The sequence below is a fragment of the Dictyobacter alpinus genome (genome assembly GCF_003967575.1).
Classification (GTDB): domain Bacteria; phylum Chloroflexota; class Ktedonobacteria; order Ktedonobacterales; family Ktedonobacteraceae; genus Dictyobacter; species Dictyobacter alpinus.
On record NZ_BIFT01000002.1, the window covers coordinates 1,267,598 to 1,292,765 of the forward strand.

Annotated in this window: 16 protein-coding genes; 9 read left to right on the top strand and 7 right to left on the bottom strand. The window is 49.4% G+C overall.

Annotated elements, in window-relative coordinates:
• Positions 1-67: 67 nt before the first annotated feature.
• Both EL633_RS27565 and EL633_RS27570 read left to right on the top strand, forming a co-directional pair.
• Entirely contained in the window at positions 68-1,066 is a 999-nt protein-coding gene (locus tag EL633_RS27565; RefSeq protein WP_126630453.1) for a LacI family DNA-binding transcriptional regulator, read from the top strand.
• 360 nt (positions 1,067-1,426) lie between these two features.
• Positions 1,427-3,805, top strand: coding sequence for a glycoside hydrolase family 44 protein (locus tag EL633_RS27570; RefSeq protein ID WP_161982486.1), 2,379 nt, complete (start codon positions 1,427-1,429; stop codon positions 3,803-3,805).
• Between the two features lie 77 nt (positions 3,806-3,882).
• On the opposite strand, the gene EL633_RS27575 is transcribed toward EL633_RS27570, so the two are convergent.
• The 3 genes from EL633_RS27575 to EL633_RS27585 all read right to left on the bottom strand — a co-directional run bounded on the left by EL633_RS27575 (position 3,883) and on the right by EL633_RS27585 (position 7,856).
• Entirely contained in the window at positions 3,883-5,208 is a 1,326-nt protein-coding gene (locus EL633_RS27575; RefSeq protein ID WP_126630455.1) for a cation:proton antiporter, read from the bottom strand.
• A 209-nt stretch (positions 5,209-5,417) separates the two neighbouring features.
• The gene (locus EL633_RS27580) at positions 5,418-6,545 is read right to left on the bottom strand and encodes a YsnF/AvaK domain-containing protein (protein WP_126630456.1); all 1,128 of its coding nucleotides are present in this window, start codon (positions 6,543-6,545) and stop codon (positions 5,418-5,420) included.
• 462 nt (positions 6,546-7,007) lie between these two features.
• Positions 7,008-7,856: a YsnF/AvaK domain-containing protein gene (locus EL633_RS27585; protein ID WP_126630457.1), complete on the bottom strand. Its 849-nt coding sequence runs from the start codon at positions 7,854-7,856 to the stop codon at positions 7,008-7,010.
• A 256-nt stretch (positions 7,857-8,112) separates the two neighbouring features.
• Between EL633_RS27585 and EL633_RS27590 the strand changes: the two genes are divergently transcribed.
• Entirely contained in the window at positions 8,113-9,021 is a 909-nt protein-coding gene (locus EL633_RS27590; RefSeq protein ID WP_126630458.1) for a DUF2785 domain-containing protein, read from the top strand.
• 207 nt (positions 9,022-9,228) lie between these two features.
• Here the strand turns inward: EL633_RS27590 and EL633_RS27595 are convergent, their stop codons facing one another.
• Positions 9,229-9,651: a VOC family protein gene (locus EL633_RS27595; protein ID WP_126630459.1), complete on the bottom strand. Its 423-nt coding sequence runs from the start codon at positions 9,649-9,651 to the stop codon at positions 9,229-9,231.
• 149 nt (positions 9,652-9,800) lie between these two features.
• Positions 9,801-11,852 carry a beta-galactosidase gene (locus EL633_RS27600; RefSeq protein WP_126630460.1) on the bottom strand — a complete coding sequence of 684 codons (2,052 nt, stop codon included), beginning with the start codon at positions 11,850-11,852 and terminating at the stop codon, positions 9,801-9,803.
• Positions 11,853-12,071: 219 nt separating this feature from the next.
• Here EL633_RS27600 and EL633_RS27605 point away from each other — a divergent pair, with 219 nt between their 5' ends.
• The 3 genes from EL633_RS27605 (at position 12,072) to EL633_RS27615 (ending at position 18,754) form a co-directional block, all read left to right on the top strand.
• Entirely contained in the window at positions 12,072-14,714 is a 2,643-nt protein-coding gene (locus EL633_RS27605) for a family 78 glycoside hydrolase catalytic domain (RefSeq protein WP_126630461.1), read from the top strand.
• Positions 14,715-14,840: 126 nt separating this feature from the next.
• Positions 14,841-18,500 carry an MBL fold metallo-hydrolase gene (locus EL633_RS27610; RefSeq protein WP_126630462.1) on the top strand — a complete coding sequence of 1,220 codons (3,660 nt, stop codon included), beginning with the start codon at positions 14,841-14,843 and terminating at the stop codon, positions 18,498-18,500.
• Positions 18,501-18,526: 26 nt separating this feature from the next.
• The gene (locus EL633_RS27615) at positions 18,527-18,754 is read left to right on the top strand and encodes a hypothetical protein (protein WP_126630463.1); all 228 of its coding nucleotides are present in this window, start codon (positions 18,527-18,529) and stop codon (positions 18,752-18,754) included.
• A gap of 190 nt (positions 18,755-18,944) precedes the next feature.
• Here EL633_RS27615 and secY read toward each other — a convergent pair whose 3' ends face one another.
• A complete protein-coding gene (gene secY, locus EL633_RS27620) occupies positions 18,945-20,285 on the bottom strand; it encodes a preprotein translocase subunit SecY (RefSeq protein WP_161982487.1) in 1,341 nt (446 codons plus the stop codon).
• 210 nt (positions 20,286-20,495) lie between these two features.
• Positions 20,496-21,749 (bottom strand): hypothetical protein, encoded by a 1,254-nt coding sequence (locus EL633_RS27625; protein ID WP_126630465.1) that lies wholly within the window; start codon positions 21,747-21,749, stop codon positions 20,496-20,498.
• 362 nt (positions 21,750-22,111) lie between these two features.
• On the opposite strand from EL633_RS27625, the gene EL633_RS27630 reads away from it, so the two are divergent.
• The 3 genes from EL633_RS27630 (at position 22,112) to EL633_RS27640 (ending at position 25,054) form a co-directional block, all read left to right on the top strand.
• Positions 22,112-23,203, top strand: coding sequence for an amidohydrolase family protein (locus EL633_RS27630; protein WP_126630466.1), 1,092 nt, complete (start codon positions 22,112-22,114; stop codon positions 23,201-23,203).
• 20 nt (positions 23,204-23,223) lie between these two features.
• Entirely contained in the window at positions 23,224-23,580 is a 357-nt protein-coding gene (locus EL633_RS27635; RefSeq protein WP_126630467.1) for a Rieske (2Fe-2S) protein, read from the top strand.
• A gap of 112 nt (positions 23,581-23,692) precedes the next feature.
• The gene (locus EL633_RS27640; protein WP_161982488.1) at positions 23,693-25,054 is read left to right on the top strand and encodes an ABC transporter substrate-binding protein; all 1,362 of its coding nucleotides are present in this window, start codon (positions 23,693-23,695) and stop codon (positions 25,052-25,054) included.
• Positions 25,055-25,168 lie beyond the last annotated feature (114 nt).

Genomic DNA, 25,168 nt, shown 5'->3' on the forward strand with positions numbered 1-25,168 from the left:
TTCATTTTGTTGATGCTATACTTCTCCTGGATCTCCAAATCTTCCAGGACGAAAGGTCAAACAAAGCTTGAAAGTTTCAATTCGCCAGCAAGATATTGCGCGTCACCTGGGTGTTTCTCTTGGCACCGTTTCCCAGGCATTACGCAACTCGCCACAGGTCTCATCTGAGATGCGTTTGGAGGTTCAACGGGCTGCAACTGAACTTGGCTATATTTATCGTCCACGAGAAAACCAGCAAACAGACATGACCAATCTGGCATTTATTAGCGGCGCCCAACCAAACAATTTTTTCTATACAGGTGTCTTGCAAGGTATAGAAGAAAGCTGTCGCGAACGTAACATCACGTTGCATTATTCATCACTAAAAGATATCTCACAACCCGACTTACAACGCTACCGGGCTAATGATGGTCTATTAGTGGCAGGATATGTAGATCAGCGGATGGTACGTGAGTTGAAAAATCTAGGTTTGCCAATGGTGCTGGTGGATACCAATCTCTCACATCTGGGACTGGAACGGATCGAGATTGAAAACTTTGGCAGTACGTATCAGGCGGTTGAATATCTGGCAGCGGCAGGTCATCGCAACATTGCATTTTTATGTGCCCCTCCACCAAGCCGTTTCTCTAGCTTTGATAATCGTCGTGGAGGATATTTTAGCGCAATGAGCGATCTGGGACTGGAAGCATTTGACATTCATGGTCTGACAGATCCAGTCCTTAAAACCAGCGAACAGGTCATCACACGGTGGCTAGAACAACATGGAAAGCCCGCCTTCACCGCGCTGGTGTGTTGTAACGATGAAGCAGCCATCGGCGCTTTACTGGCCTTTGAGCACCATGGTATTCAGGTGCCTCAGGATATCTCGATCATCGGTTTTGATGATATCGAGATGGCTCAAGTCGTGCGTCCAGCCTTAACGACCTTTCATGTTGACCGCAACTTTCTGGGCAGTCTGGCAGTAAACCAGCTGGTCGAGCGCTTTCAACAACCAGATAAACCTGTCGCCAGCATCCTTCTCGAAACATCTTTTGTTGAACGCGCATCAACACGTCGCCTTATCTGATTTTTCGCAACCATTTTTATGAGACACGCGTATTTCTCTGGCATTCATGGATGTCAACAGGTCAAGCTGTTGACCTGTTTAACATGCTCATTGACCAAAAAGCATCCGCTGGCATCAACACTTCATACATGGGAAATGATGTTATGACAGGCGTAGGACAGGTCAACAGCTTTATAACCCGGCTGTCAAACCAATGATTGGTGATAGACTCACGGGTCAATAGACTTCAGGTACTCACCAGTCTGGTTGATAATATCTGACCAACCATCTTGTACAAACGAGGAGGTAAATCAGACAGTTTATTCCAGTGCCTGAATGGACAGGTACGAAGAAATCAAACATTGCTTTAAGGAGGAAGTTATGTTGCTAAACAGAAATGATTCTGCTCATCAGCAAAGGCAAGACCGAGCATTGATGCCACGCCGCCTGACATCGCTTATACTCATCAGTGTGGTGTTGCTGACCACAGTCATCGCGTTTTTTGTTCCCGGCACGCGGACTATATTTGCGGCCGGCAATGGCCCGGCGTTGACGGTGGATGCGCAATCGAATCGTCACACAATCAGTCGAGATATCTATGGAATGAATCTCTATGCTGTTGACGAGAATCTGGCCAAAGAGCTGAAACTGTCAAACGAACGCATGGGTGGAAACAATACCTCAACCTATAATTGGCAGATTGATTCCAGTAACGCTGGCAATGACTATTTTTATGAGGGCGGTGGTGATGGCGTGTATATGGGAGGGAGCAACGCCGGGACAGGTAGCGGAAATGGGGCATCGGTAGACCGCTTTGTCAACAACATGCAGGCCCAGGGCACAAAGGCAATGATCACCATACCCATGCTACCCTACCTCACCAAGACCAGAGATATGAATTGTTCCTACCCCAAGTCCAATTATCAACCCCAGCAATACTATTCGAGCGAAACCCTACCAAATGGGGATACCTGTGGCAATGGGCATGATACCAGTGGCAATCCCATTAATGACAACAATCCTACCCTGAACTATACCGCCAATAGTCCTGATATCGCGAAGGCCTGGACCCAGCATCTTGTTCAAACCCATGGAACAACGGCGAACGGAGGCGTCGGCGTCTACGAGATGGATAACGAGCCATCGATCTGGTATTCGACGCACCAGGATGTTCATCCAGGGTACACGGGCTTTGATGAACTGGTTAACGTGACACAGGACTACGCAAAGGCCGTCAAAGGGGTTGACTCTAGTGCGGTGATCGCTGGCCCTGGCGACTTCGGCTGGTGGGGCTATATTGGCGCACAGGCCCCGGCAGGCGATGGACAGACCGACCACAATAACCTCTGGCGTGTTCAATATTATCTCCAACAGATGAAAGCCTATCAGGATCGTACCGGCACCCGCCTGCTGGACTACCTGACGGAGCACTACTATCCAAACACCCGCAGTCAGTTCTGTCTCAGCCTCTGCGATGCGGGTAACAGTGCGAACCAGCAAGAACGCCTGAATTCAACACGCTCATTGTGGGATCCAACCTATGTGGATAATAGCTGGATCGGTGATCAGTATGGGGCGATTAATCTCATTCCCCGTATGCACGATTGGGTCAATACCTATTATCCAGGTACCAAAATTGGCCTGACAGAGTACAACTTTGGTGGCAATGAGTCGCTGAATGGCGCCCTGACCGAGGCCGATGTGTTAGGCATCTTTGGCCGCGAGAACCTGGACTACGCAACCATGTGGGGTCCACCTACCTCCGGTCAGCCTGCAGCTTATGCCTTCCGCATGTATCTCAACTATGATGGCAATGGCAGTTCCTATGGCGACACCTGGATCAATTCGAGCAGCTCAGACCAGAGCCAGTTAGCAGTTTATGGTGCCCAACGCTCTAGCGATAATGCCCTGACATTAATGGTTATCAATAAGACAGGGAACGATCTCACCAGCAATCTCGCCTTATCCAATGCAACTCCCAGTGGGAACGCGCAGGTTTATACGTATAGCGGCGCGAACCTCAATACCATTGTGCATCAGCCGGACATGGCGGTGAAAGCGAATGGCTTTAGCACAACCTATCCTGCCAACTCGATCTCTATGATTGTGATTCCTACTGGCACTTCCACAGGTGGCGGTGGTGGCACATCCCAATTCTCAACCGGGCTTGAGAATGGCAATGTTCAACCTTCCTGGACAAACACCGTTGATGCTGGTAACTGGCCTCTGGCAGGAGCGGTCAATGTTACTGGTGTATGTTGTGGTCTATCTAGTCCTGAGCTAGGAGTACGTAACGAAAACGCTCATGGTGGTTCAGCGGCTCTAATGTATTCGGGATCATCCACCAATGCGTTCTCCAGCAACTATGCCTATCTTAAGTCCTTTGACTTGAGTAGTCAGAATGTCGTGGTCGGGTCAAATACGACGCTCTCCTATTGGATCTACCCACAAAGCTCTGCTAGCTCGAATCTGGTTCATGGTAACAATAGTACCTGCGTCGCAATCGACCTGATTTTTCAGGCCAACAATGGTAGTAGTAGCAATCTGCGCGATAGCCAGGCGGTTGACCAGAACGGCAATCGCGCACATCCGGCTTATCAATGTGGGAAGTTAACACAGGACACCTGGAATCATGTCACCATTAACCTGGGAACGCATAGCAATGCACTCAAAGTTTCACGTGTTGATGTCGGTTACGATAATCCCAATAGCACCGGTGGCTACCGTGGCTATATTGATGATATCAGTATTAGCGGATAAGACATTCTATCATCAGCAGTAACGCCCGTGAGAGTGAGCTAAGGTTTTATAACCTTAGCTCACATTTGTCTGACAACCTATGCTGAAAACACGGTTTCCTCTGTTTGCTCTCCTTTATCTTCTGGACCCGTAGTGCCTTGTTGTTGTTGATCAGACGGCAGGGCTTTTTTCAACACAAAACGAATACTTAATCCCTGCACCAGGAGCGTAAAGAAAACAACCGCATAGGTTGAAACCAGGATCAGCGTTCGTGCGGGAACCTCCAAAGGTATGGACAGCGCCAGGGCCAGGGATAAAGCTCCGCGTAATCCACTCCAGAAGATAATCAAGCGCCATGAACGTGGTACATAGCGTCCTTTTTCAAACAGGTTATTGGGCCACTTAATCCAGGAGTGAACGGCCAGGATAAAGACCAGAAAGAAGCGTGCCAGCAACACAATTCCAACCGCCAACAAAGCCACAAACCAGGTGATGAAACCGGAATTACTCAGGAAGATGTTCGCAAATGAACGGAATTGGACACCAACGAGCAGGAAGATCAGTGCATTACCCAGAAACGAGGCAATATCCCAGACGGTATCTACATCGCCTTTGGTGGCTTCAGACATCGCGGTATTGCGACCATAATTGCCCAGGACCAATCCCAACACAATGACGGTAATAATCGCGGAGAGATGTATCGTGTCAGCAACCCAGAAAACGCCATAGGCCGCGACCAGCGTAATTGTAGTCTCGATCTGTGGATCATCGATGCGCTTTAGTCCCTGGCTGATCACAGCTCCAGCGATAATGCCAAAGGCAATACCACCACCCGCCTCTATCAACAGCTGCAATAATCCTGTGCCAACAGCGGACCAGCCAGTGAGGGACTGATTATGCACCCCCAACAATACAAACATCAAAAAAACCTGATAGAGTGAGCCAGCCACCCCATCATTAAAGAGGCTCTCACCCTCAATAATATTTGAGAGCCGCTCATTCACATGCAACTGACGGAAAAGTCCTAACACGGCCACAGGATCAGTTGGAGAGAGGATCGCGGCCAGCAGGAAGGCCGTCATCCAATCCAGTTGCACGATAAAATGTAATAATGCAGCAATAATCACTACGGAGATCAGCAAGCCTGGTCCAGCCAGGAAAAAAATCACGCGCCAATTTTTACGTAACAGGTCGAGCTTGACGTTCCAGGCCCCTTCAAATAATAAGGCCGGTAGAAAAACATAGAGGACCAGATCAGGGGTCAGTTGTACCTCGGGAGTCAAGCCAAATAGTCCAACAACCAGTCCCACGACGACCAGACCCAATGTATATGGGATAGAGAGCCTGCGTGCCACCAGATTGGTTACCAGGGCAATGGCGAGAAAGAGCACGAGATCTCGAATTAAGATAGGCAGTGTTAGCATTATGTTCCTTTGCTAACCTTTTTTACAATCAATTCGCCCCTGTCTATCTTAAAAAGGCAAAAAGGAAGACCGGCCGCCGACCAGTCTTCCCGGCACACCAATACTATTCTCCTGGTATCTTCTCCTATAAGTATTGATAATGTCAAGCACGACTCATACAAAAAGAGTTCGAAAGGTTTCCCCTTCGAACTCCGTCTGGTTTCTCAATACTAGCGATTGTTGTCTGTAGTGCGATCATCTAGAGGAACGTCGCCCTGTTGATCCAGCTGGGCCTCTTCACGGCGAACCGTATCACTGACACGCTGATTCTCCTGCACGTTGCGCTTGCCAATGGCAACTTCACCGGTTGTGACGGTATCTTTAGAAACATTAACTTGCTCAGAGCTCACAGGTACACGGATATCCTCATCCTCGCCGATTGGAGTCGTATTATCGACCTCACCATTGGCTACCGAACGGCGCTCAACGTAGACCTCTTCGTGAGAAACTGGCACATCAATGTTCTGCTCCTCAGAGACTACATTTTTACGTAAACGAGCTTCACCAGACTGAACACGATCTTTCCCGACATTCAACTGCTCTTCACGCAAACGCATGCGACGCTGCTCATCGTTGTTATCACCTAAGCGATCAGTAGCATCTGTATCATATGTGTTGTTGTTGTTTTTATCATATTCACGATCGTTCTGATTCATAACATCTCCTCTATTATTATTATACGCACGATTATCCTGGTATGTATCATTTACAGTATTATCATTGCCATACACGCGATCGTTCTGATCTACATTGTTAGCAGCTGCATCGGTTGCATAGGCGTCGGTATCACGGGTGGTGTCATAACCAGTTGCGCCCTGCGTTGCATAGGCATTAGCATCACGGGTGGTGTCATAACCGGTCGCGCCCTGCGTTGCAGTCGCATCGGTTGCATAGGCGTCGGTATCACGGGTAGTGGTACCAGTGGTGTCATAGGTAGACTGATTTGCATTCGCCTGCGTACCGTAGATGCGTGCACCGTAACTTTGCAGAGTGCTTAATGCCTCCTGTTCACGTCCATTCGCATTTACAGCAACAATACCACGGCCAGCACGATGCTCATTCTGATAATAATCAGCCTCTTCATTAGAGAGGCCCGAATCTTTTAGATCGGCAGCGGTATCGGTATCTTCGCCACCAAACAAGCGTTTCAATTCAGCGAAAAACCCGCTAGAAGTGGCACGCTTGGAATAATAGATCTGGTCAGGATCAATACCAGTCTGTTCTAATGCATTGATCGCATCATCAGCCATAGCTGGTTCGTCAAAGACACTAATCAGTGTTGGTTTTATCAAAGACATTTTATATCTCCTTTTGTGCCATGTAACTATTTATGTATAACTCCACGTCTACGATTACAGCATCCATGTTTATTACAATTATTCAAATTTCTTCAAGATTTACAGTAAATTTTCTTTACTGCTTACATTACGATCCACTTGTGACATGCGATACAGGTAATTCATTAGAAAATATTAGAGCTGCTGGGGTTATAAAAAGGCGTTTTTATCACAAACCCAGAAGTTTAGCTATGCTTGTTTAAGCTGCATAATTTGCAGTGGATCTGTTCAGAAAAGCAGTTCTCTACCTATGATTCTCTACAAAGACCTCATCTGTTGCTTAAGTAATTTTAATCAATAACGTTTTTTTCTTATGTTCCTTTTTTCTTATATTTTATCTGCAAAAGACTGCAGATAAAATAACAAGCGACATGGATTGCAAAATCCATGTCGCTTGTTGAATACTATTAACAGACACGCACTTTAATCTTTTACTCGTAACACATTTCCCGCAGGTTGCTCATGAACAGGAACGTTTCCATGCTGACTGATGGAAGCTTCTTCATGTTTCACGGTCTCTACAAATTGGGTATTTTCTTGCTGCACCTTTTTATGAATTATGATCTCTTCCACGACGACTGGTCGCTTGTCAAAGATAACTTGCTCCTCATGAACAAGGATTCTGATTGTGCCGCCATCGCGTAAGGTTTCAGTTGTATCCCCATTAGCCAGGGCAACCTGCTCATTCAGGGCTGGATCGTTATCCAGGTTATCATTAGCGGCGTGTGGCGAGGCAGCTGTATTTCCTCCTGGGAGTCGCTCAATGGTTACTTCTTCGCGAGTCACAGGAATAGTAAAGGTCTTATCCTCGGTAATCACACGTTTATGAACGCGAATTTCCCCTACCTCAACCCAGTTCTTTTGGATATTTACCCGCTCTTCACGCAGCTGAACAACGTGTTCTTTTCCCGGCTCCGTGGGTATAAACACATTATAGGCACCATAGCGATGCAGGATATCGCGACATTCTAGAGGACGATTATGTGCCTGGACCATAATGAGTGTGGAGCCAGCGCCAAATTCGCGTTGATAGGATTGCAGTTGATCTTCTGGCAAATTCAGGTGCTCCAATATACTGGCATCTTCATCTGCCTGAATGTTTTTATCCGCAAAATTTTTCTTAAAGGCAGACAACATGCCCTCTGAATGCTGTCTCACCAACTTTATCTCTCCTTGTTGCCAGCCTGAGCGTTGTAATTCAGTATATGCTTGCTCAGCAAGACTCTGGTCTCGAAAAACACCGATAATAGTTGCAGGAGCTTCGGTATTCATGTTCTCTTTCCTCTTTCTTTCTTTCTTCCTAACGTAGCCTGATTATCTATCTTTTATATATCTAAAAATCTGCTTCAAGAGCTGCATGCTTATCCTTATATTCCGCTCTTTATAAAATTTTTTCAGCTATACAGGTCTTTATACGAATAACTTGAAATAAAATGGGACAGACAAGCAAGATAATATGCTGTCAGGTTGCTTTTTCACTTGTGCTAGAAAAGAGATTTGGATATCATAAGACAAAAAAAGGACGGCCATGGATAACGCTTTCTGGCGCTCGATCGCCACGAATAACTTTCAACTTCCCGCGCCATACACAGTAGAGGAGCTTGTACCAGAGCTTTTAGCGAAGCTAGGCGAGGTAGATCCTGAACTGCGCGATTATTATATCTACACGACGCTCGAAAATTGGATCTTACACGGACTCTGCTCACAGCAATTATTGCGTGGTATGCTCACTCAGCTGCTGGCCAATTTGCAACAGGGACTGGGCAATACAGGAGATAATACCGTCTTGCTACGTTCTTTCTCGGCTCTGACCATCTCAGATATTCTGAAATATGACAATACCAACCATTTCCTGGCGCGGGAAGAAGTACTGGATATTTTAGAGCAGGGCATCACGTATTTTATGCGCGAACAAGATCTACGTGGCTATGAGACGGGGAAAGGCTGGATCCATGCTCTGGCTCATGCGGGTGATTTACTGGCTGTGCTGGCACGTAACCACCATCTGGGGGACGCAAACCTTGAACGTATCCTGATGGCAGTGGCAGAAAAAGTCACGGTTCCTACGACTTATGCCTATCTTACCCTTGAAGAAGAACGTCTGGCACTGGTGGTTATCGCGGCGCTGACACGCAAGGTCATCCATCCTACCTTCTGGTCCTGGTGGTGTCAGCCCATGGCTCAGGTGGAAGAGCCATTACAATGGGAGAATACGGTGCGCTTTGCGCAACCACCAGAGATCTACGCCTACCACAATACAAAGATGTTTCTGCATAGCCTCTATTTTCAACTCACTCTGGCTGGCTATAAACTGCCGGGCGTACAAGAACTCATTCACGCCATCATTAAAACCCTGAATCGGCTCGATCCAGGCTTCTTTTCTGTAGATGTTATGAAGATTATTGATGCAGATATCAACACCGACAAGCTCAGATAATAGTAGCAGTGGAACCATTGATGCTCGCATTCATCAGTGAGCTTACAGACGGCCGCACTCGGGCGCTAAAGCGCCCATGATTCTTTTAAATGTTGTGGACATGCGTGTGCTGCGCACACGCATGTCCACAACATTTAAAATTGTTAATGCAGCACCGGCGCATTCGCGCCAGTACTGCATTAACAATAAAAGATTATGGGTATAGCTCTACCAGCGAGCGTCAGCCGCAGCCTGTGGGGAATCGCTCACAATCTGCATCAATTCAATGGCATTACCATCAGGATCATTGAGCCAGTACTGGATATTATGATCCATACCTCTGATAGGCTCACCGCTGATCTCTACGCCTCGCCCCTTAAGCTCCTCTAGCGTAGCGGCCATATCATCGACCAGCAGACAGAAATGATTATAGCCAACGTTATTGCCACGTGGACGATTTTCACCACTTCCACCGGGAAACAGCTCGATAAAATTGCCAGGCGCAATCTGAAGATAGACAATCCATGGCGAGGGCGTCCCCTCACGATCCAGGCGAAAGGCTTCACGTAAACCAAGCTTCTGACAATAGAAGTCCAGTGAGCGTTCAAGATTGGAAATATGAAAAGCCGTATGTCCGATACCTGTAATCATAGTAATTTCCTCCCTATATCATCTACCATGAAACATATTTACTTCTCTATTTAAACACAATAAGGGAGTAGAGGGCAAAAAAGCCAGTCTCTCTTCAAATATCATTGTTTTCGTTACAAGATAGACTCACATGTCTATAGATCAGATACTCACACAGATACTGGAGTAAGGATAGCAACGCCATAAGCAGGTAATTGCAGCTCTTGTTGATACACTTTTTCGGTGATGGTATCACGCATAGGGCGGGGCAGGCAGATGCATTGCTCTGTTTGTAGATGATTGAGCAAGAAATAGTAGAGCTGCTCCCCTTCGCGGCGTGTAACTTCCACTCCCTGGGGTACAATCAGAGGTGCAGTGAGTCCAAGCTTTTGTTGTAATCTTGCCATTAGTGCGTCGAGGCATTTAGCGTTTGGTCTGGTGGCTACATAAAGAGCAGTACCATTGCCATAGTGATGTTCAGTGATAGCCGGCTGGCCAGCGTAAAAGTCCTGACCGAACACACTGAGCGCCTGCGCGCCTTCTAAATGCACAACATCACACCAATGATCACAGCTATACGTCTCGCCCCAATCGTCTTCGGCCCTTAACCCAACGATAGTATTTGTTTTGCTATCCGGTAAGGGATCAAATTCTTCGACCCAGATTCCGAGTGTACGACGCAAAGGACCAGGGAAGCCGCCCAGCCAGGCGCGATGAAATTGATCGATCATACCACTAAAGTAGGTGGTGAGAAAGGTTCCTCCCTGTTCTACATAGGATTGAATGGCTTCTCCTTGTTCCTGACCAACCATATTAAATAATGGGGCCAGCACCAGCTGATATGGGGTCAGGTCGTGATCGGGCGAGATAATATCCACCAGAATATTGCGCTGCCAGAGTGCCTTGTAATAGCGCTGTAATTCTTCAAGATAGTGAAAACGCCGGCTGGGAGTATGTTTATTTTCGACCGCCCACCAGTTGGGCCAGCTCATCAATAAAGCCACACGGGCCTGTAGTCGTGTCGCCAGGAACGATGGCTCCAGGTGCTGTAATTCCGCGCCCAGCGCGGCTACTTCTTGAAAGACGCGTGTCTCTTCGTTGCCAGCATGGCTAACGATCGCCCCATGATACATCTCACGGCCACTACGCGTCTGCCGCCACTGAAAAAACATAACCGCGTTTGAGCCGTGCGCGACAGCCTGCAGGCTCTGCAAACGCATCACTCCTGGCCGCTTTAAGGGATTCTCAACATGCCATTGCACCTGGCTGGGTGTCTGCTCTAACAACAACCATGGTTGATTATGTTTTAAGCAACGCATGAAATCATAGTAAAAGGCCGCCATATCGGGAGTCGAATTATAGCGCGGATAGGAATCCCAGGCAATCACGTCCTGATGAGGTGCCCAGCTAAAATAATCTATGCCTCTGGTCAAACCATGAAAGTTGGTCATGACTGGAATATGGGGGGTGACTTCACGCAGGATTGCAGCCTCACTTAAATAGCCCTCTAAATTCATATCGGATAGGAAGCGCTGATAATCGATTTGTAGCGCAGGCATACTGCGCTCACCAATACTTATGGGTGGCTGTATCTGTTCCCAGGAGGTGTATGTATGGCTCCAGACAGAGGTGATCCAATGGTGATTTAATTGCTCCAATGTTGCATAGCGTTGCTGTAACCAGCTACGAAAGCGCATGGCACAGTGCTCACAATAACAGGCCGGACCATATTCATTGCTGACATGCCAGAGTGATAGGGCCGGATGCTCTCCGTAGCGCTCAGCTAGCAGGCGTACGATGCGATTAGCATGCCACCGAAATTGCTCGCTGGTAGGACAATAATTCAGTCTCACACCATGCCGCTGGCGCAGTCCCATCTCATTGACCGGCAAGATAGCAGGATAGGCCGCCGAAAGCCAGGCTGGCTGGGCGGCGGTCCCTGTACCCAGGCACACATAGATATGTTGCTCAGCCAGGAGCTCAAAGATCTGATCCAACCAATCAAACGTAAAGACATCCTCGGCCGGTTGTACAGCGCTCCAACTAAAGACACCCAGTGAGACACAATTCACACCCGCCTTACGCATCAAGCGCAGATCCTTGAGCCAGATGGCATTACCATCTTCTTTAGAGATCCACTGTTCTGGATTATAATCGCCCCCATACAAAATGCTTGACCACTTAAACTTGTTCAAAGACTGCACCGGTACTTGCTGTTGCATACATACTCCACCCTTTAACACTACGATCTGCCAATTTCATGCAGCCAGATCTATCTCTAGCACAATCCATATTTTTTAGTATATGCCTCGACAAAAGTAGCTGTTCAACGCGGGTGAGTATAGCACTGGAACAAGCGAAAATACTGCATTACAGTGAGATTATAGTGTAGAATCATACTAATGCTTATATTCGACGAAGAGTGATAGGATAGATAAACTATGAGCGAGTTTTCACAGACACAAACCTCGCAGGAAGCCAACTCACACCCATTGTCGTCACATCTCTCAATTACAGCGATCCACTTTGAGCATCTACGTGATGCACTCGGCATCGGTACCGAGCAGCCTCGCATCTCGTGGATTACCACTGCTTCGGTTACTGGCTGGCAGCAAGCTGGCTATGAAATTGAGGCCTACGATCCGGCTGGTCAGGTAATTGGGCAGACCGGTCACATCACATCCACGCAATCTGTCTTACTGCCCTGGCCATTTGCCCCCCTCACATCTCGCGCACGTGTTTCCATACGTGTCCGTGTCTGGGGTGAGAATAATGAGGCATCGGATTGGAGTCCACTGACTACTGTTGAGGCTGGCCTGTTGCATGCAGAGGATTGGTCGGCACAATTTGTGACCCCTGAAAAAGAAGAAGACACGAGCCATGTCAGCTCACTGGTGCGGCGAAGCTTTAAGCTTCGGGGAGCGATAGCACAGGCCCGCCTCTATATCAGCGCCCTTGGTGTCTATGAAGCCTGGCTTAATGGGGCCGTGGTTGGTGATCATGTGCTGGCACCTGGCTGGACCAGTTACCGGCATCGACTCCGCTATCAGACATTCGATGTCACAAATCTTTTACAGGAAGGTGATAATACCCTCGGCGCTATCCTGGGCGATGGTTGGTATCGCGGTCGCCTGGGCTTTGGTGGTGGTCAGCAAAATATTTATGGCGAGCATGTCGCGCTACTGGCCCAACTTGAAGTTATCTATACCGATGGAAGCAGTGAGCGTATCATCAGCGATGAAAACTGGCGCAGCGCAGCCAGCCCGATCATCGCCAGTAATATTTATGATGGTGAGACCTATGATGCCCGCCTGGAACTGGCTGGCTGGTCGGAAGCAGATTTTCATGATCAGGGTTGGAGCAATGTGCGGCCCCTGGACTGGGATTTTAATACATTGATCGCGCCCTCAGGACCACCGATACGCCGAATTGAGCTTATCTCACCGGTCGCGATTACCACCACCCCATCCGGGCGCACGCTCATTGACTTTGGTCAGAATCTGGTTGGTCGGCTACGTATCACGGTCCAGGGTGAACGCGGGCAGACGATTACGCTTCGTCATGCCGAGGTACTGGAAAATGGTGAGTTGTGTACCCGACCGCTGCGCGCCGCCAAAGCCACTGATCACTATATCTTACACGGCACAGGAAGCGAGGTGTGGGAGCCACGCTTTACATTCCACGGATTCCGCTATGCAGAGGTAGAGGGCTGGCCCGGCACGCCAGATCCCGACGCCATCCGTGCGGTCGTCTGCCATTCAGACCTGGAACGCACCGGCTGGTTTGAGTGTTCAGATCCATTAATTAATCAGCTTCACGCCAATATAGTATGGAGTATGCGGGGCAACTTCCTGGATGTGCCAACCGATTGTCCACAGCGGGATGAGCGACTAGGTTGGACCGGCGATATTCAAATCTTCGCGCCTACTGCCTGCTTCCTCTATGCTAGCGCCGGTTTCCTTAGTTCCTGGTTGGCCGACCTGGCTGCCGAGCAAAGTCCCGATGGCAATGTGCCCTTTGTTATCCCGAATGTATTGGAAGGTCAGAATCCACCAGCAACCGCCTGGGGTGATGCCACGGTCATCGTGCCCTGGGTCCTCTATCAGCGTTATGGGGATAGCGATATTCTGACCCGCCAATTCGCCAGTATGCGCGCCTGGGTTGATCTACTGGCTCGTATCTCAGGTGAGAAATATCTATGGGATTATGGTTTCCAATTTGGGGATTGGCTTGATCCGATTGCGCCACCAGATAATCCCGGGGCAGCTCGGACCAGCCCATATGTGATTGCCACGATCTATTTTGCGCACTCGGCAGAGTTGCTTGGCCGGGCCGCGGGCATCATTGGCCGTACGGAAGAGGAGGCGCATTATCTTGGTCTGGCAGACCATGTGCGCACAGCCTTTGCGCGTGAATACGTTACCCCTAATGGTCGAGTTATCAGCGACTCCACGACGGCTTATGCGCTTGCTCTCCAGTTTGGCTTACTACCAGATGCCGAGCAACGCCAGCATGCGGGCGAACGGCTGGCCGAGGTTGTGCGTAAAGACCAGTATCGTATCAGCACTGGCTTTGTGGGCACCCCACTAGTCTGTGATGCCCTCTGTAGCGTGGGAGCCTATGATGATGCCTTTAAGTTGCTCACCCAGCGCGAATGTCCTTCCTGGCTTTATCCAGTCACCATGGGAGCCACAACGATCTGGGAACGCTGGGATAGCATGTTACCTGATGGCTCGATTAATCCAGGTGAGATGACCTCATTTAATCACTATGCACTCGGTGCCATCGCCGACTGGCTACACCGTACGGTCGCGGGTCTGGAGCCCGCCGCACCAGGATATCGCCAGTTGACCATCGCCCCCCATCCTGGTGGTGGCCTCACCTATGCACGCGCACGCCATCAGACACCATATGGAATGGCAGCATCTTCCTGGCAAATTCAGGATGGACAGATCGAGATTAGCGTCGAGGTTCCAGCCAGCACCAGCGCCACTGTCATACTACCAGGCAAACAGGCTGAAACCATCCAGGTAGCCTCCGGCACACACCGCTGGACCTATCCCTATCAGCCTGCAACCAGCTGAACAAGTCCAACTTTTGGGCAGTGGGACATTGACAAGCCCGAACACAAACAATAGAATGCGTAAGCATAGGATTGCAGATTGTGTAAGTTATAAGCTGTGAGCTTTAGAAAAGGGTGATGGGGGCATATGCAGGTAATCTTCGCAGGTGGCGCCGCCGGGGTGGGAGCAAGTTGTGTGGCGATACAAATTGCTGAACAATGGATCGTAGTTGATGCAGGTGTACGCGTAGATCGATCAGCCGATCCCTTGCCAGATCTGGCACTGCTGGAGGACAAAGATGTAAAAGCCATCTTTGTGACACACGCCCATGCAGACCATATCGGTGCCTTACCACTATTACACCGAGCGTTCCCCCATGCTCCTATTTTTACATCACGGGCCACCCATCTCTTGATGGAGATCATGCTAGCGGACGCTTTAAAGATTATGAACAAACGCGCGGTAGAGGAGATGGAGATTCCACTCTATCCCGCCACGCTGGTTGGCAGTATGTTGAGCCGGGTACGGCCAATACCGGTTGGAGAGAGCTTTACCTTAACCGAACTACCAGAAGTGACCATTCATAGTAGCAGAGCCGGCCATATTGCGGGCGCGATGAGTCTTGGCTTTGCCAGCAAACAAGAGAGTATCGTGGTATCAGGCGATATCAGCATGACGCCACAACGCACGATCCTGGGAGCCGTGCCACCCGCGCTTGAGCGGCCCGACCTGCTCATCCTTGAATCAACATATGGCGCCAGACTCCATCCCAATCGGCAGGCCGAAGAACAACGTATGGCCCTGGCGGTCGCCGACGGACTGAAAAATGGTCATGTCTTGCTCCCATGCTTTGGTCTGGGCCGTGGTCAGGAAATTCTGCTCCTGCTACAAAGTATGCAGGAACAAGGAGTTGTCCCGGTTTTTCCAATTTATGTCGATGGACTGGTACGGCGCGTCTGCTCGGCATATCAATTAATGCCTGAGGCCCTGACGCCACGACTCTCACGCCAGATCCGTAAAGGCTTCTTGCCATTTCAAGGCGATAATGTCAGTTTTGTACGCGATGCCCGAGAGCGACAAACGATTCTGGATGGACAACCCGCCTGTATTATCGCCAGCTCCGGTATGTTAACAGGTGGTCCCAGTGCCTGGTATGCCGCCAGACTTGCCAGTAATCCCAATGCATCGATCTTGATCACCGGCTACCAGGACGAAGAGTCGCCGGGGAAACGCCTGCTGGATCTTGCTGAGCATAAGAAGGACACGCTAGAGCTTGAAGATCAGCAGATTACGGTCCAATGTAATGTCGCCAAATATAGCCTCTCGGCCCATGCTGACGGAGGCGAGCTGGCCTCCTATGCCGCCCACCTCAAACCCCGGCGCGTGGCCCTGGTGCATGGAGATGACGAGGCCAGACGAGCATTACTGGGATTGCTGGAAGAGACTGAGGTGCTGCTGCCCAAAAATGGCCAGACATTGGACCTGAGTCCACGCCAGCACAAGAAAAAAGCAGCATCTCTCCCCCATGTAGAGAAAGCCAATACACCTGTAAGCCTGCCTTATGGTATCGGAGAGGATGGTATCTTTAATGCCTCGCATCTGGAGCAGTTGTGGAAGGCGCTGGAACATGTTCCTTCTTACCAAATCGTGACGTTAAGAGAGCTGGTCAATGTCTGGTATGGAGATCGGGCCATCCCCGAACATGCCATGTGGCTCTATGATGTGTTGGAAGAAGAACAGCCCTACGATGAACCCTATTTTACGCCAGCGGCTGAGATCACCGAGGCGTATTATGTGCGCCGCACGCAGGAGGATGAACAGGAAGATCGCTTACGTAAATTACTGGGCCGTATCATCTTACTACGCACCAGCCCGGGCGCATCCAAGCCGGTTTTATGCCGGGCCATTGGCGAGAGAGAGACGCTACGCGTCTTCTTCCCTAGAGGCGAATCATTTGATCGCACCCGGTTCCCATTGCGCGCCCTGCAAGAAGTTGTTGGACCACTCCCTTACCTGGAAGGTGAAAGCGAAAAAGAGGTCTTGACCACCTGTGTGCGTAATGCGCGCAGAATACGCAAAGGGATTTCAGCCTATGCCCTGGCCCAAAATTGTCAGGAAGGCGAGAGCTATACCTTGACCGAACTCTGTGAACTGGCTGGGATCTCTCAGCATAAGGTCGAAGAGCGGCTGGCAGTCGCCAAATTATTACAGCAACATCCACGCTTATTTGAGCAGCAGGACGACATGGTTGAGGGCCAGGGACCGATCCACTATGCACTGGCCGCAACATGGCGCGAAGCCCTTGAAGCGCCTGAACAGCGCGAACGACCAGATCAAAACTGGATCCTGAACACGATCGAGCGCCATATAGGGACACCGTCTGACCTGATCCGCCGCAGTATCGACGGCGAAAGCGGAGATGTCACCCTCACGTTTCTTTATCCCGAAGGTGCCTGGGAACGCTACCACGAGCTCCTTGATGCAGCCGCCGAAGAGGCCGGTGTGAATATCGACATCTCGCCACAGACCCCACTCAAAGAGATGAGTAATTTCGCTCAGCAACAGTTGCCAGCCGGGCTCACCATGCAGGGCAATCCCTCTATCTTTCTAGAGCAACGCATGATCCGCTTCACCTGTTCAGGAACTGCCAGCGCGGAAGAGATGGAAGCAGCACAACAACAAGTCATGGCTGAAACCGGTTGGACATTGGAGATCAATATCCTGTCAGGCGGTAGCCAGTCAGTACCAACCACTGGCAGTGTGAGTAGCAGCGTGGTCGCAACGACAGCGCTCCCCGGTACAGTTGTACAGGAGCAGCAGGCGATTAGCACAGCCCGAGAGCTACTTGGTCAATTACCAGGCTTCCTGAAAGTGGGCCTGGAAAAAGCCAGTCTTACCTTGAGGATACGCTTCGAGTTTCCTGAAGTAGCGCAGCTGCGCTACAGTGCGGTCTTTGAACAGATTGAGGCGAACACAGGCTGGAATACCAGACTCTACCCGCTAACACCCACCCAGGAGGCTCTCGTGGCTATGGCGCAGAGCTTATTGCCAGATGGCCTGGAAATCATCGGCAAGCCCTCAATCTACTGGGATCGCAAAACCGTAGGTATCCTCTGCAAAGGTAGCGCAGAAGTTACGGCGGCCTACGAAGCCAGAAATGATTTCGCGGCCGAGACAGCCTGGACCTTAGAACTACAGGGCATGAGTTTGCAGTTGGCGCCAGTAACGGGAAATGGTCAAAAGCCAGCAACGGTTAACACAACACATGAAGCAGACAAGACACACGATGCTGTCGCCACTGAGCCAGCGCCCTCACAGGACGCACAGCAGCTATTAGTCGAGATGGATCCTGAAACACGGGTCTCACAGGTACAGGCCATGGCAACAGCCGGCCAGCTCCTCAGCGACGCCGAAGATCTCTATCAGATCGGTGTAGACGCCAAACGAGGCTGCCTATGGCTACACTTTCACTTTCCACAAGGTGCACGTGTCCACTACGCCGAGCGCTTCAAAGAGATCACTGCCCAGACCGGCTGGAGTGTAGAGCTACACGAACGGGTCCACCTGAAAGCTCTCATTAACACAGCCCGCAGGCTCATTCCCATTGAAGCCAAAATCATTGGCAAACCCGCCATTGATCATGCCCACCAACGCATCACATTCACCGGCATGGGAGCCATGAGCAAATCTGCAAAACAAGAAGCGCAACGCGTCTTCACAGAAGTAACAGGCTGGCAACTAGAGCTCAGAATGGGTACCAGCGAAGAAGGTGCCAACCCTACCCAATATGGTCATGATCATGGATAGCGATCTGGTTTTGGGCGATAAAATATGTGAAAAGGACAAATCATACGTCGAGTAGCGCCACACGCAAGGCCCAATCCATCTCACGTAGGGATGTGTTGCCTGGACAGGATCACGTTGAAGCGACCGAACCGTGTGGCGAGGCGACGGCAACCCGCAAGGGGATTGCCCTACATCTTCCGTTTTTCTTGTTTCGTTCTCTTAAATATACCGTGATGTTTCTTCTCTTCCTGTATGATAAAGTGACCTGGAAATGAGTATTGTAGGGCAATCCCCTTGCGGGTTGACGTCTCCTCGGCCTACGTCAAAGTCCCTGAGCATGACCATGTCGGGCTTCCATATCGTTAAGTGAGATGGATTGGGCCTTGTGTGGCGCTACTCGACGTACGCTCGGCTGGCTCATGGCGCCACTCGACGTATACAGCGCCATGCCTTAAAAGCTCTATCTTACTCCAGAAACCCCTTATAATTGCGCAACGCCATCTCTGCTTCCAGTTGTCTGACGGTATCGAGTATCACTCCGATGGCAATCAGGAGTGATGTACTACTCAGCAATTGGGTTCCACCTATGCGCGTAAAAAATGGCAGGATCGTAATAACGGCCAGAAACAATGCTCCACCCAGAGTGATTTTATTCAGGATAGTCATGAGTTGTCTGTTTGTTGACTCACCGGGACGGAGCCCTGAAACAAAGGCTCCTTGCTTCTGTAGATTCTCAGCAATCTTCTGCTGTTGCCAGAGCACATACGCATAAAAGTATGTAAAGGAGAAAACCAGCAGGGCATTCATTCCCCAGTATATCCAATTAGATGGATTAAAGATCCAGACTGCTATCCAGTTGGTGGCTTCACGCAGCCAGGCAGGAGCGGTTGAAGTGCCGATAGAACGGATCAGTATAGATGGGAACAGCAGGAGAGACGACGAAAAAATCAGTGGTACCATCCCTGCACTATTGATTTGCAGCGGAATATAGCTGGTCTTTGACTGTCCAACGAGCATATCTTTATTCACAACACGTCTGGTTGGATAATGGATCGGGACGCGCCTCTGTCCCATATACATATACACCATCCCCATAACCGCCAACAGGCACACCACTAAAAAGATCACGCCACTGACAACCGCTCCGCTACCTCCACTGTTCATAAGTGCCAGATACCCCTGCTTCAATGTTTGTGGCAGGGTCGCGAGTATGCCGCCAAAGATAATCAATGAAACACCATTTCCGATGCCTTTTTCATTGATCAACTCCCCTAACCAGAGCAGGATCATGACACCAGCAATCAAGACCAGGATGATAGCCAGTGAATCTAACATATACCTGGGATCCAGCAGATTAAAATGAGCCAGGACACCTTGCTGTTGGTACACCAGACATGAGCTGATCGCCTGTAAAAATGCTAAGGGCACGGTAACCAGACGCGTAATCACATTTAAGCGCATACGCCCCGTTTCACCCTGTAAGGCCAGATTCTGTAATGCGGGAATGAGCGGTTGGAGAAGTTGCATCACAATAGTGGCAGTGATATAGGGATACACAGATAAAGCAATGATCGAAAAACTATGTAATGAACCACCAGAAAAACCATCGAGTAAGCCAAATAGTTGACCTATCCCTTGTTGATTCGTGCCTGATGCAAAAAGTTTGAGCAGATTCTGCCGCCCTTCGGGCGAAAGGGGTACAGTAATAATATCGAGAACGCGAATAAGTAATAGGATAGCCAGTGTAAAGAAAATTTTATTGCGCACGTCACGAACTGCTAGCAGAGTGTGTAATTTCTTCCACATAGAAGTCTCCTTATGAGTCCTGTATCTGACCTTTTGAAGGCATCTTAAGTGATAAAACAACACAAAACCAGCACTGCTAGCAGCTATTACTGACAACCTCGGGAGCACAAAAATTCCACCATCAGTAGTGGGAATCTCCACCATCCAGCATGGGGATCTCCACCATCAATAGTGGGGGTCTTTTTCTGCCAAATCAGCAGAAAATGGCGCTTATAGTGGGTCTGCTACTGACACTGGTTTACAACTGGTGTATGCCTGGATAATCTCCGATGGTGGTACCAGATGCCAATAAGATGCCAGCCACTCGTTGCCCCACTGAGCTTTGTTGGTAGCAATATGGGAAAGACAGATGGGTGGATCACCAAGGATATGCTGTGCATGCAATTTCTGTAGAGCGGCCTCGATACGGGGCACAAAACGCGTTGTAAGGTTGGCTTTATCGACAGAGATCATACTGGAAGTGAGCAATTGCGCCATGTGTATTGGACGTTGATAATCACCACTGCGGGCCTGTTGACGCCAATGCTCGACCAGATAAAAAGCGAGCCGCAAAGATAAATAATCATTGCGCGGATGAAACTGAAAGATTTGTCGCTCGACGCTGGCGAAAAACAGCGTATTAGCGTTTTGGTAAGCGTTAATCCACTTGCCAGGCTCTACCAGATAGCCAATCACTTTGTTATGCTCCTCTACCTGCTGCACCTGTAGATAAGAGGATGCCAGCGGATTGCTATATATTTGACCCTGGTGCCGTATATGCTGTTGGCCGTGAATAGTATAGTGAGACAATAAACGAATCTCCGTATGGATCTGCTGTTTTTGTTTCGTCTGATATCCATCCGAAAAACGCTTACTGGCACCTGCATAAGCGATGCGCTGGTGCTTTTGTATCCCTCTCCAGGCCAGAATCTCTTCCACCTTGATAGGCACCCGTCCATGAGATGAAAGCTGTGCATCAGCATGTCTGTTAATCCACAATCCCATCAGGATGCGGGCAGTAAGTAGCATACTATCACTATTTATCCCTGCAACTGCCTGGGGACCCTCATAATGGATAGAGAGCGTATTTGAGGCTCGATAATACATTGTATTGGTAACGGAATCGCGTTGCCAGCGTGTGGGCACGGCCAGCAAAGCCTCTCTGAGCGCCATATCTTCGCGAAAATTAGGGAGGGGAAGGTATTGATCACTGTTCACATGTGGAACACGCATAATCAGGGTACGGGCATCTGGCAGTTCGGATGGCTGGTGAAATACTAGAGCATTATCATCTGCGACTTCAGGAAGATGTGGCTGAGAAACAGGAGAAGGTTGTCGATTACCCCCAAACACAGCCAGGGCCACCTGGGGATCAAATTGGATACCCACAAGTGTCAACAACAAATAGACCAATGTCAATAATTTCAGCAGGTGTGCATAGTGATGATTCTCGATAAGAGCCTGCTTGATAACTGAATTATTCATAATCATATATTCCTATAAATAATCTGCAATACTGATATACATTATCTTAATCAGATGCTTTTTTCACATGCACCGTCCTGACATTATAAGTGAACAACAAATATTTATGCAAGAGATTGATCAATAGCCCCCGTCATTTTTTCATTCCCCTTTACAAGTTCTACTGAACACGTTAAGATAGAGGAAACAGACGATGTTGACTAAATATATCAACTTAGTCACTTACAGGTAGAAAAGATGTACTGCTAAGAATATGTTCTTTGCCCATAGATAGTAAGAAACGTTTCGTACTACACATTCTATAAAAATAGGTACACTATAGAGATGCGAAACGACTGGCTATCAAGGAAAGGATGCGAGCAATGACGACGACTGATGCCTCTAACCGCCAAAGTACCGGGGGGTCGAAGTACACAGGTCCAATTATAGATACCGATGTACATGAAACCTTTACGAAATGGACCGATCTGGTGCCGTATCTGAAGGAGCCCTGGCGTGGCCTGATTACCAATGGTGCCTGGCAGGGTACGGGCAATCCACATGTGCACTGGGCTGCGAATGGAGTCAATCGCGGCGATTCACAACCTGCTGATGGGGCTCCGGCTGGCTCTAATTATGAACTGCTGCGTGAGCAGATATTGGAGACCTATCCGATCACCCATGCCATCCTGACGGGACAATTTATGCCGGCGGTGATGCCGATGCAGTTTGAGTTCGCGACGGCCCTGGCCAATGCTTACAACAATTTTGTGAGCGATCATTGGCTGGCACGCGATACACGGCTACGGGCCAGTATCCAGTTGGCACCGCAGGATCCACAGGCGGCGGCGCGTGAGATTGATCGCCTCGGACCAGATCCTCGCTTTGTCCAGATTCTATTGCCGATCGGACAATGGTCGTACGGTGATCCTTTCTATAATCCTATTTTTGAGGCGGCTGCCCGGCATAATCTGGTGGTGGCCTTCCATCATACAGGCGCAGTCGAGAGTGCCCTCGGCAAGGGTCGCTACTATATCGAATGGCATATCAATGTACCACAGGGCGCGATGGCCACACTGACCAGTCTGGTAGTGAATGGCATCTTTGATAAGTTTCCCACCTTGCGCTTCTGTATACTGGAAAGTGGCTATAGCTGGCTTCCTCACCTGCTCTGGCGCATGGACCAGAATTATCGCTCACTCCATCTGGAAATTCCCTGGGTTAAGCAACTGCCTTCAAAATATATTCTGGAGCGCGTCAAATTTTCGACCCAGCCAACCGAGGATACCAGTGTCGAGAATTGGTTGCGCCTGCATGATATGCTCGGCACCGATAAATTGCTGGTCTTTGCCACCGATTATCCACACTGGGACTTCGATTCGCCTGAGGAGTCGGTACCACGTGCTCTTCCTGCTGATCTACGCCGTAAAATTTTCTATGACAATGCCCAGGAACTCTTTGGCTTCCAGGATTAAAAGAGAGAGAGCAAGAGCAGATGCAGTATCATGTCTGCCACGAGTCGGATATACCTCGTGGCGAAAGGCGCAGCTATACCGTCAAGAATATTCCTATTACTCTTATCCATAGTGAGCATGGTGAATTCTATGCCATCTATAGCATCTGTCCTCATCAGCGTGGCCCTCTTGGAGAGGGTACGCTGACGGGTCTGACGGAGGCCAACCAGCCCGGCGATGAGTTCGGCTATAGTCGGGCCGGCGAGATTATTCGCTGTCCCTGGCATAGCTTTGCCTTCGATGTTACCACTGGTAGTTGTCTGACCGCACCTGATAAGTATCGTGTCCGCACCTATCAGGTCAAAGTCGATAAGCAAGAAGTCTTTCTCGAAATTTAGTTTTCTGTTCTTATTTTTATTCTATATGTCCGGCCAGTTGAGGATTTCGCAAGCTATTTTTAGTACGCGAAATAAATTATCCTCGTGGCCCATGGAAAGGCGAACTTTTTTTATGGGTACGAACACAGATCCGCAGTCCACCTTCCCTTCCACTTCGTTATTCTCTGGCTCGAAACTGACACGCCGCACATTGCTTGGTAATGGCGTAAAAGCAGGACTGGGAGCCTCGATGCTGAGTCCTTTACTGGCAGCCTGTGGAGAAGATTCTGGCTCCACGCCAAAGGCGAATGGACCAGTAACTATTCAGTATGCCGCCCTCAGCGATCAGACTGGCGAGCAGGCAGCAGAGATTGCTCGCTTTAATGACCTGCACAAAGGGAAGATCAAAGTCGAGTATCAACAGTTACCTCCGGTAGCTACTGATCAATATAGCAAGTTTGTCACCAGTTTCCGTTCTCAAGATGCCACCCCCGATGTGGTACATATCGATGTAACCTGGCCTGCCCAGTTTGCCAGTTCAGGGTGGTTAGAGCCACTGGACCGCTATGCGTCCGCCGATTATTTAAAACAGTTTTATCCAAGCGCCGCAGAAGTAGCCAAAATCGATGGCAAGATCTATGGCATTCAGCGCTACCTGGATATCGGTCTACTCTATTACCGTACCGACCTGGTACAGAAATATGGCGGACAGGTGCCTCAGACTCGTGCTGAAATGGAGAGTTTAGCCGCCAAGATTCTGGCTGGCGAAAAAAATAATGGGATCCAGTATGGCTATCTGATGCCGGGCAAGAAGATTGAGGCCATCGTTGATGAGTGGTTGGAGTTGCTGTGGGGTGCCGGTGGCGATATTGGCAAACCGGGTAGCTTGAAAGTCGATGATAACACCAGCATCGACGCACTGCAATATCTGCATGATCTGATCCACACAAAAAAGCTCTCACCCACAGGCACCAATACTTACGCACCCAACGATATCCTGAACCTGTTCAACAACGGGCAGGCGCCCTTTATGCGTAACTGGACCTTTGCTTATGCGATTGCTAATGCAGCCAAAACATCCAAGGTGGCTGGCAAGGTTGGTATCGCGCCAACCCTGGCGCTCAATGGACAAAAAGGACAGGGCTGCACAGGCGGTTGGGTGCTAGGCATCAATGCCAACTCGAAGTATAAAGATGAGTCCTGGGCCTTTATCGACTTTATGCTCAATAAACAGACCCAGAGCTCGCTAGCTCAGAATGCCGGTCTGGTTTCATCGCGTCCTGATGTGCTGAGTGATCCAGAGCTACAAAAGAAACATCCACAATTCAAAGATCTGGCCACGATCCTCAATAGCGGTCATAACCGTCCGCAACTAAAAACCTACAACCAGTTCACCACACCATTGCAGGCTGCCATCAATGGTGTGCTCAGCAATCAGCAATCGCCAGCGGATGCGCTCCACGGCGTACAGTCGCAAATCGCCTCTTTGTCTTAATAGCTATTGTTTGATGATCTATCTCCTGACAACCATCATTGTGGCGGCCAGGAGATAGACGCCATACGCACACAATCTCTAATATGTCGTATTTGTACGCAAGAGGAAAAAGGA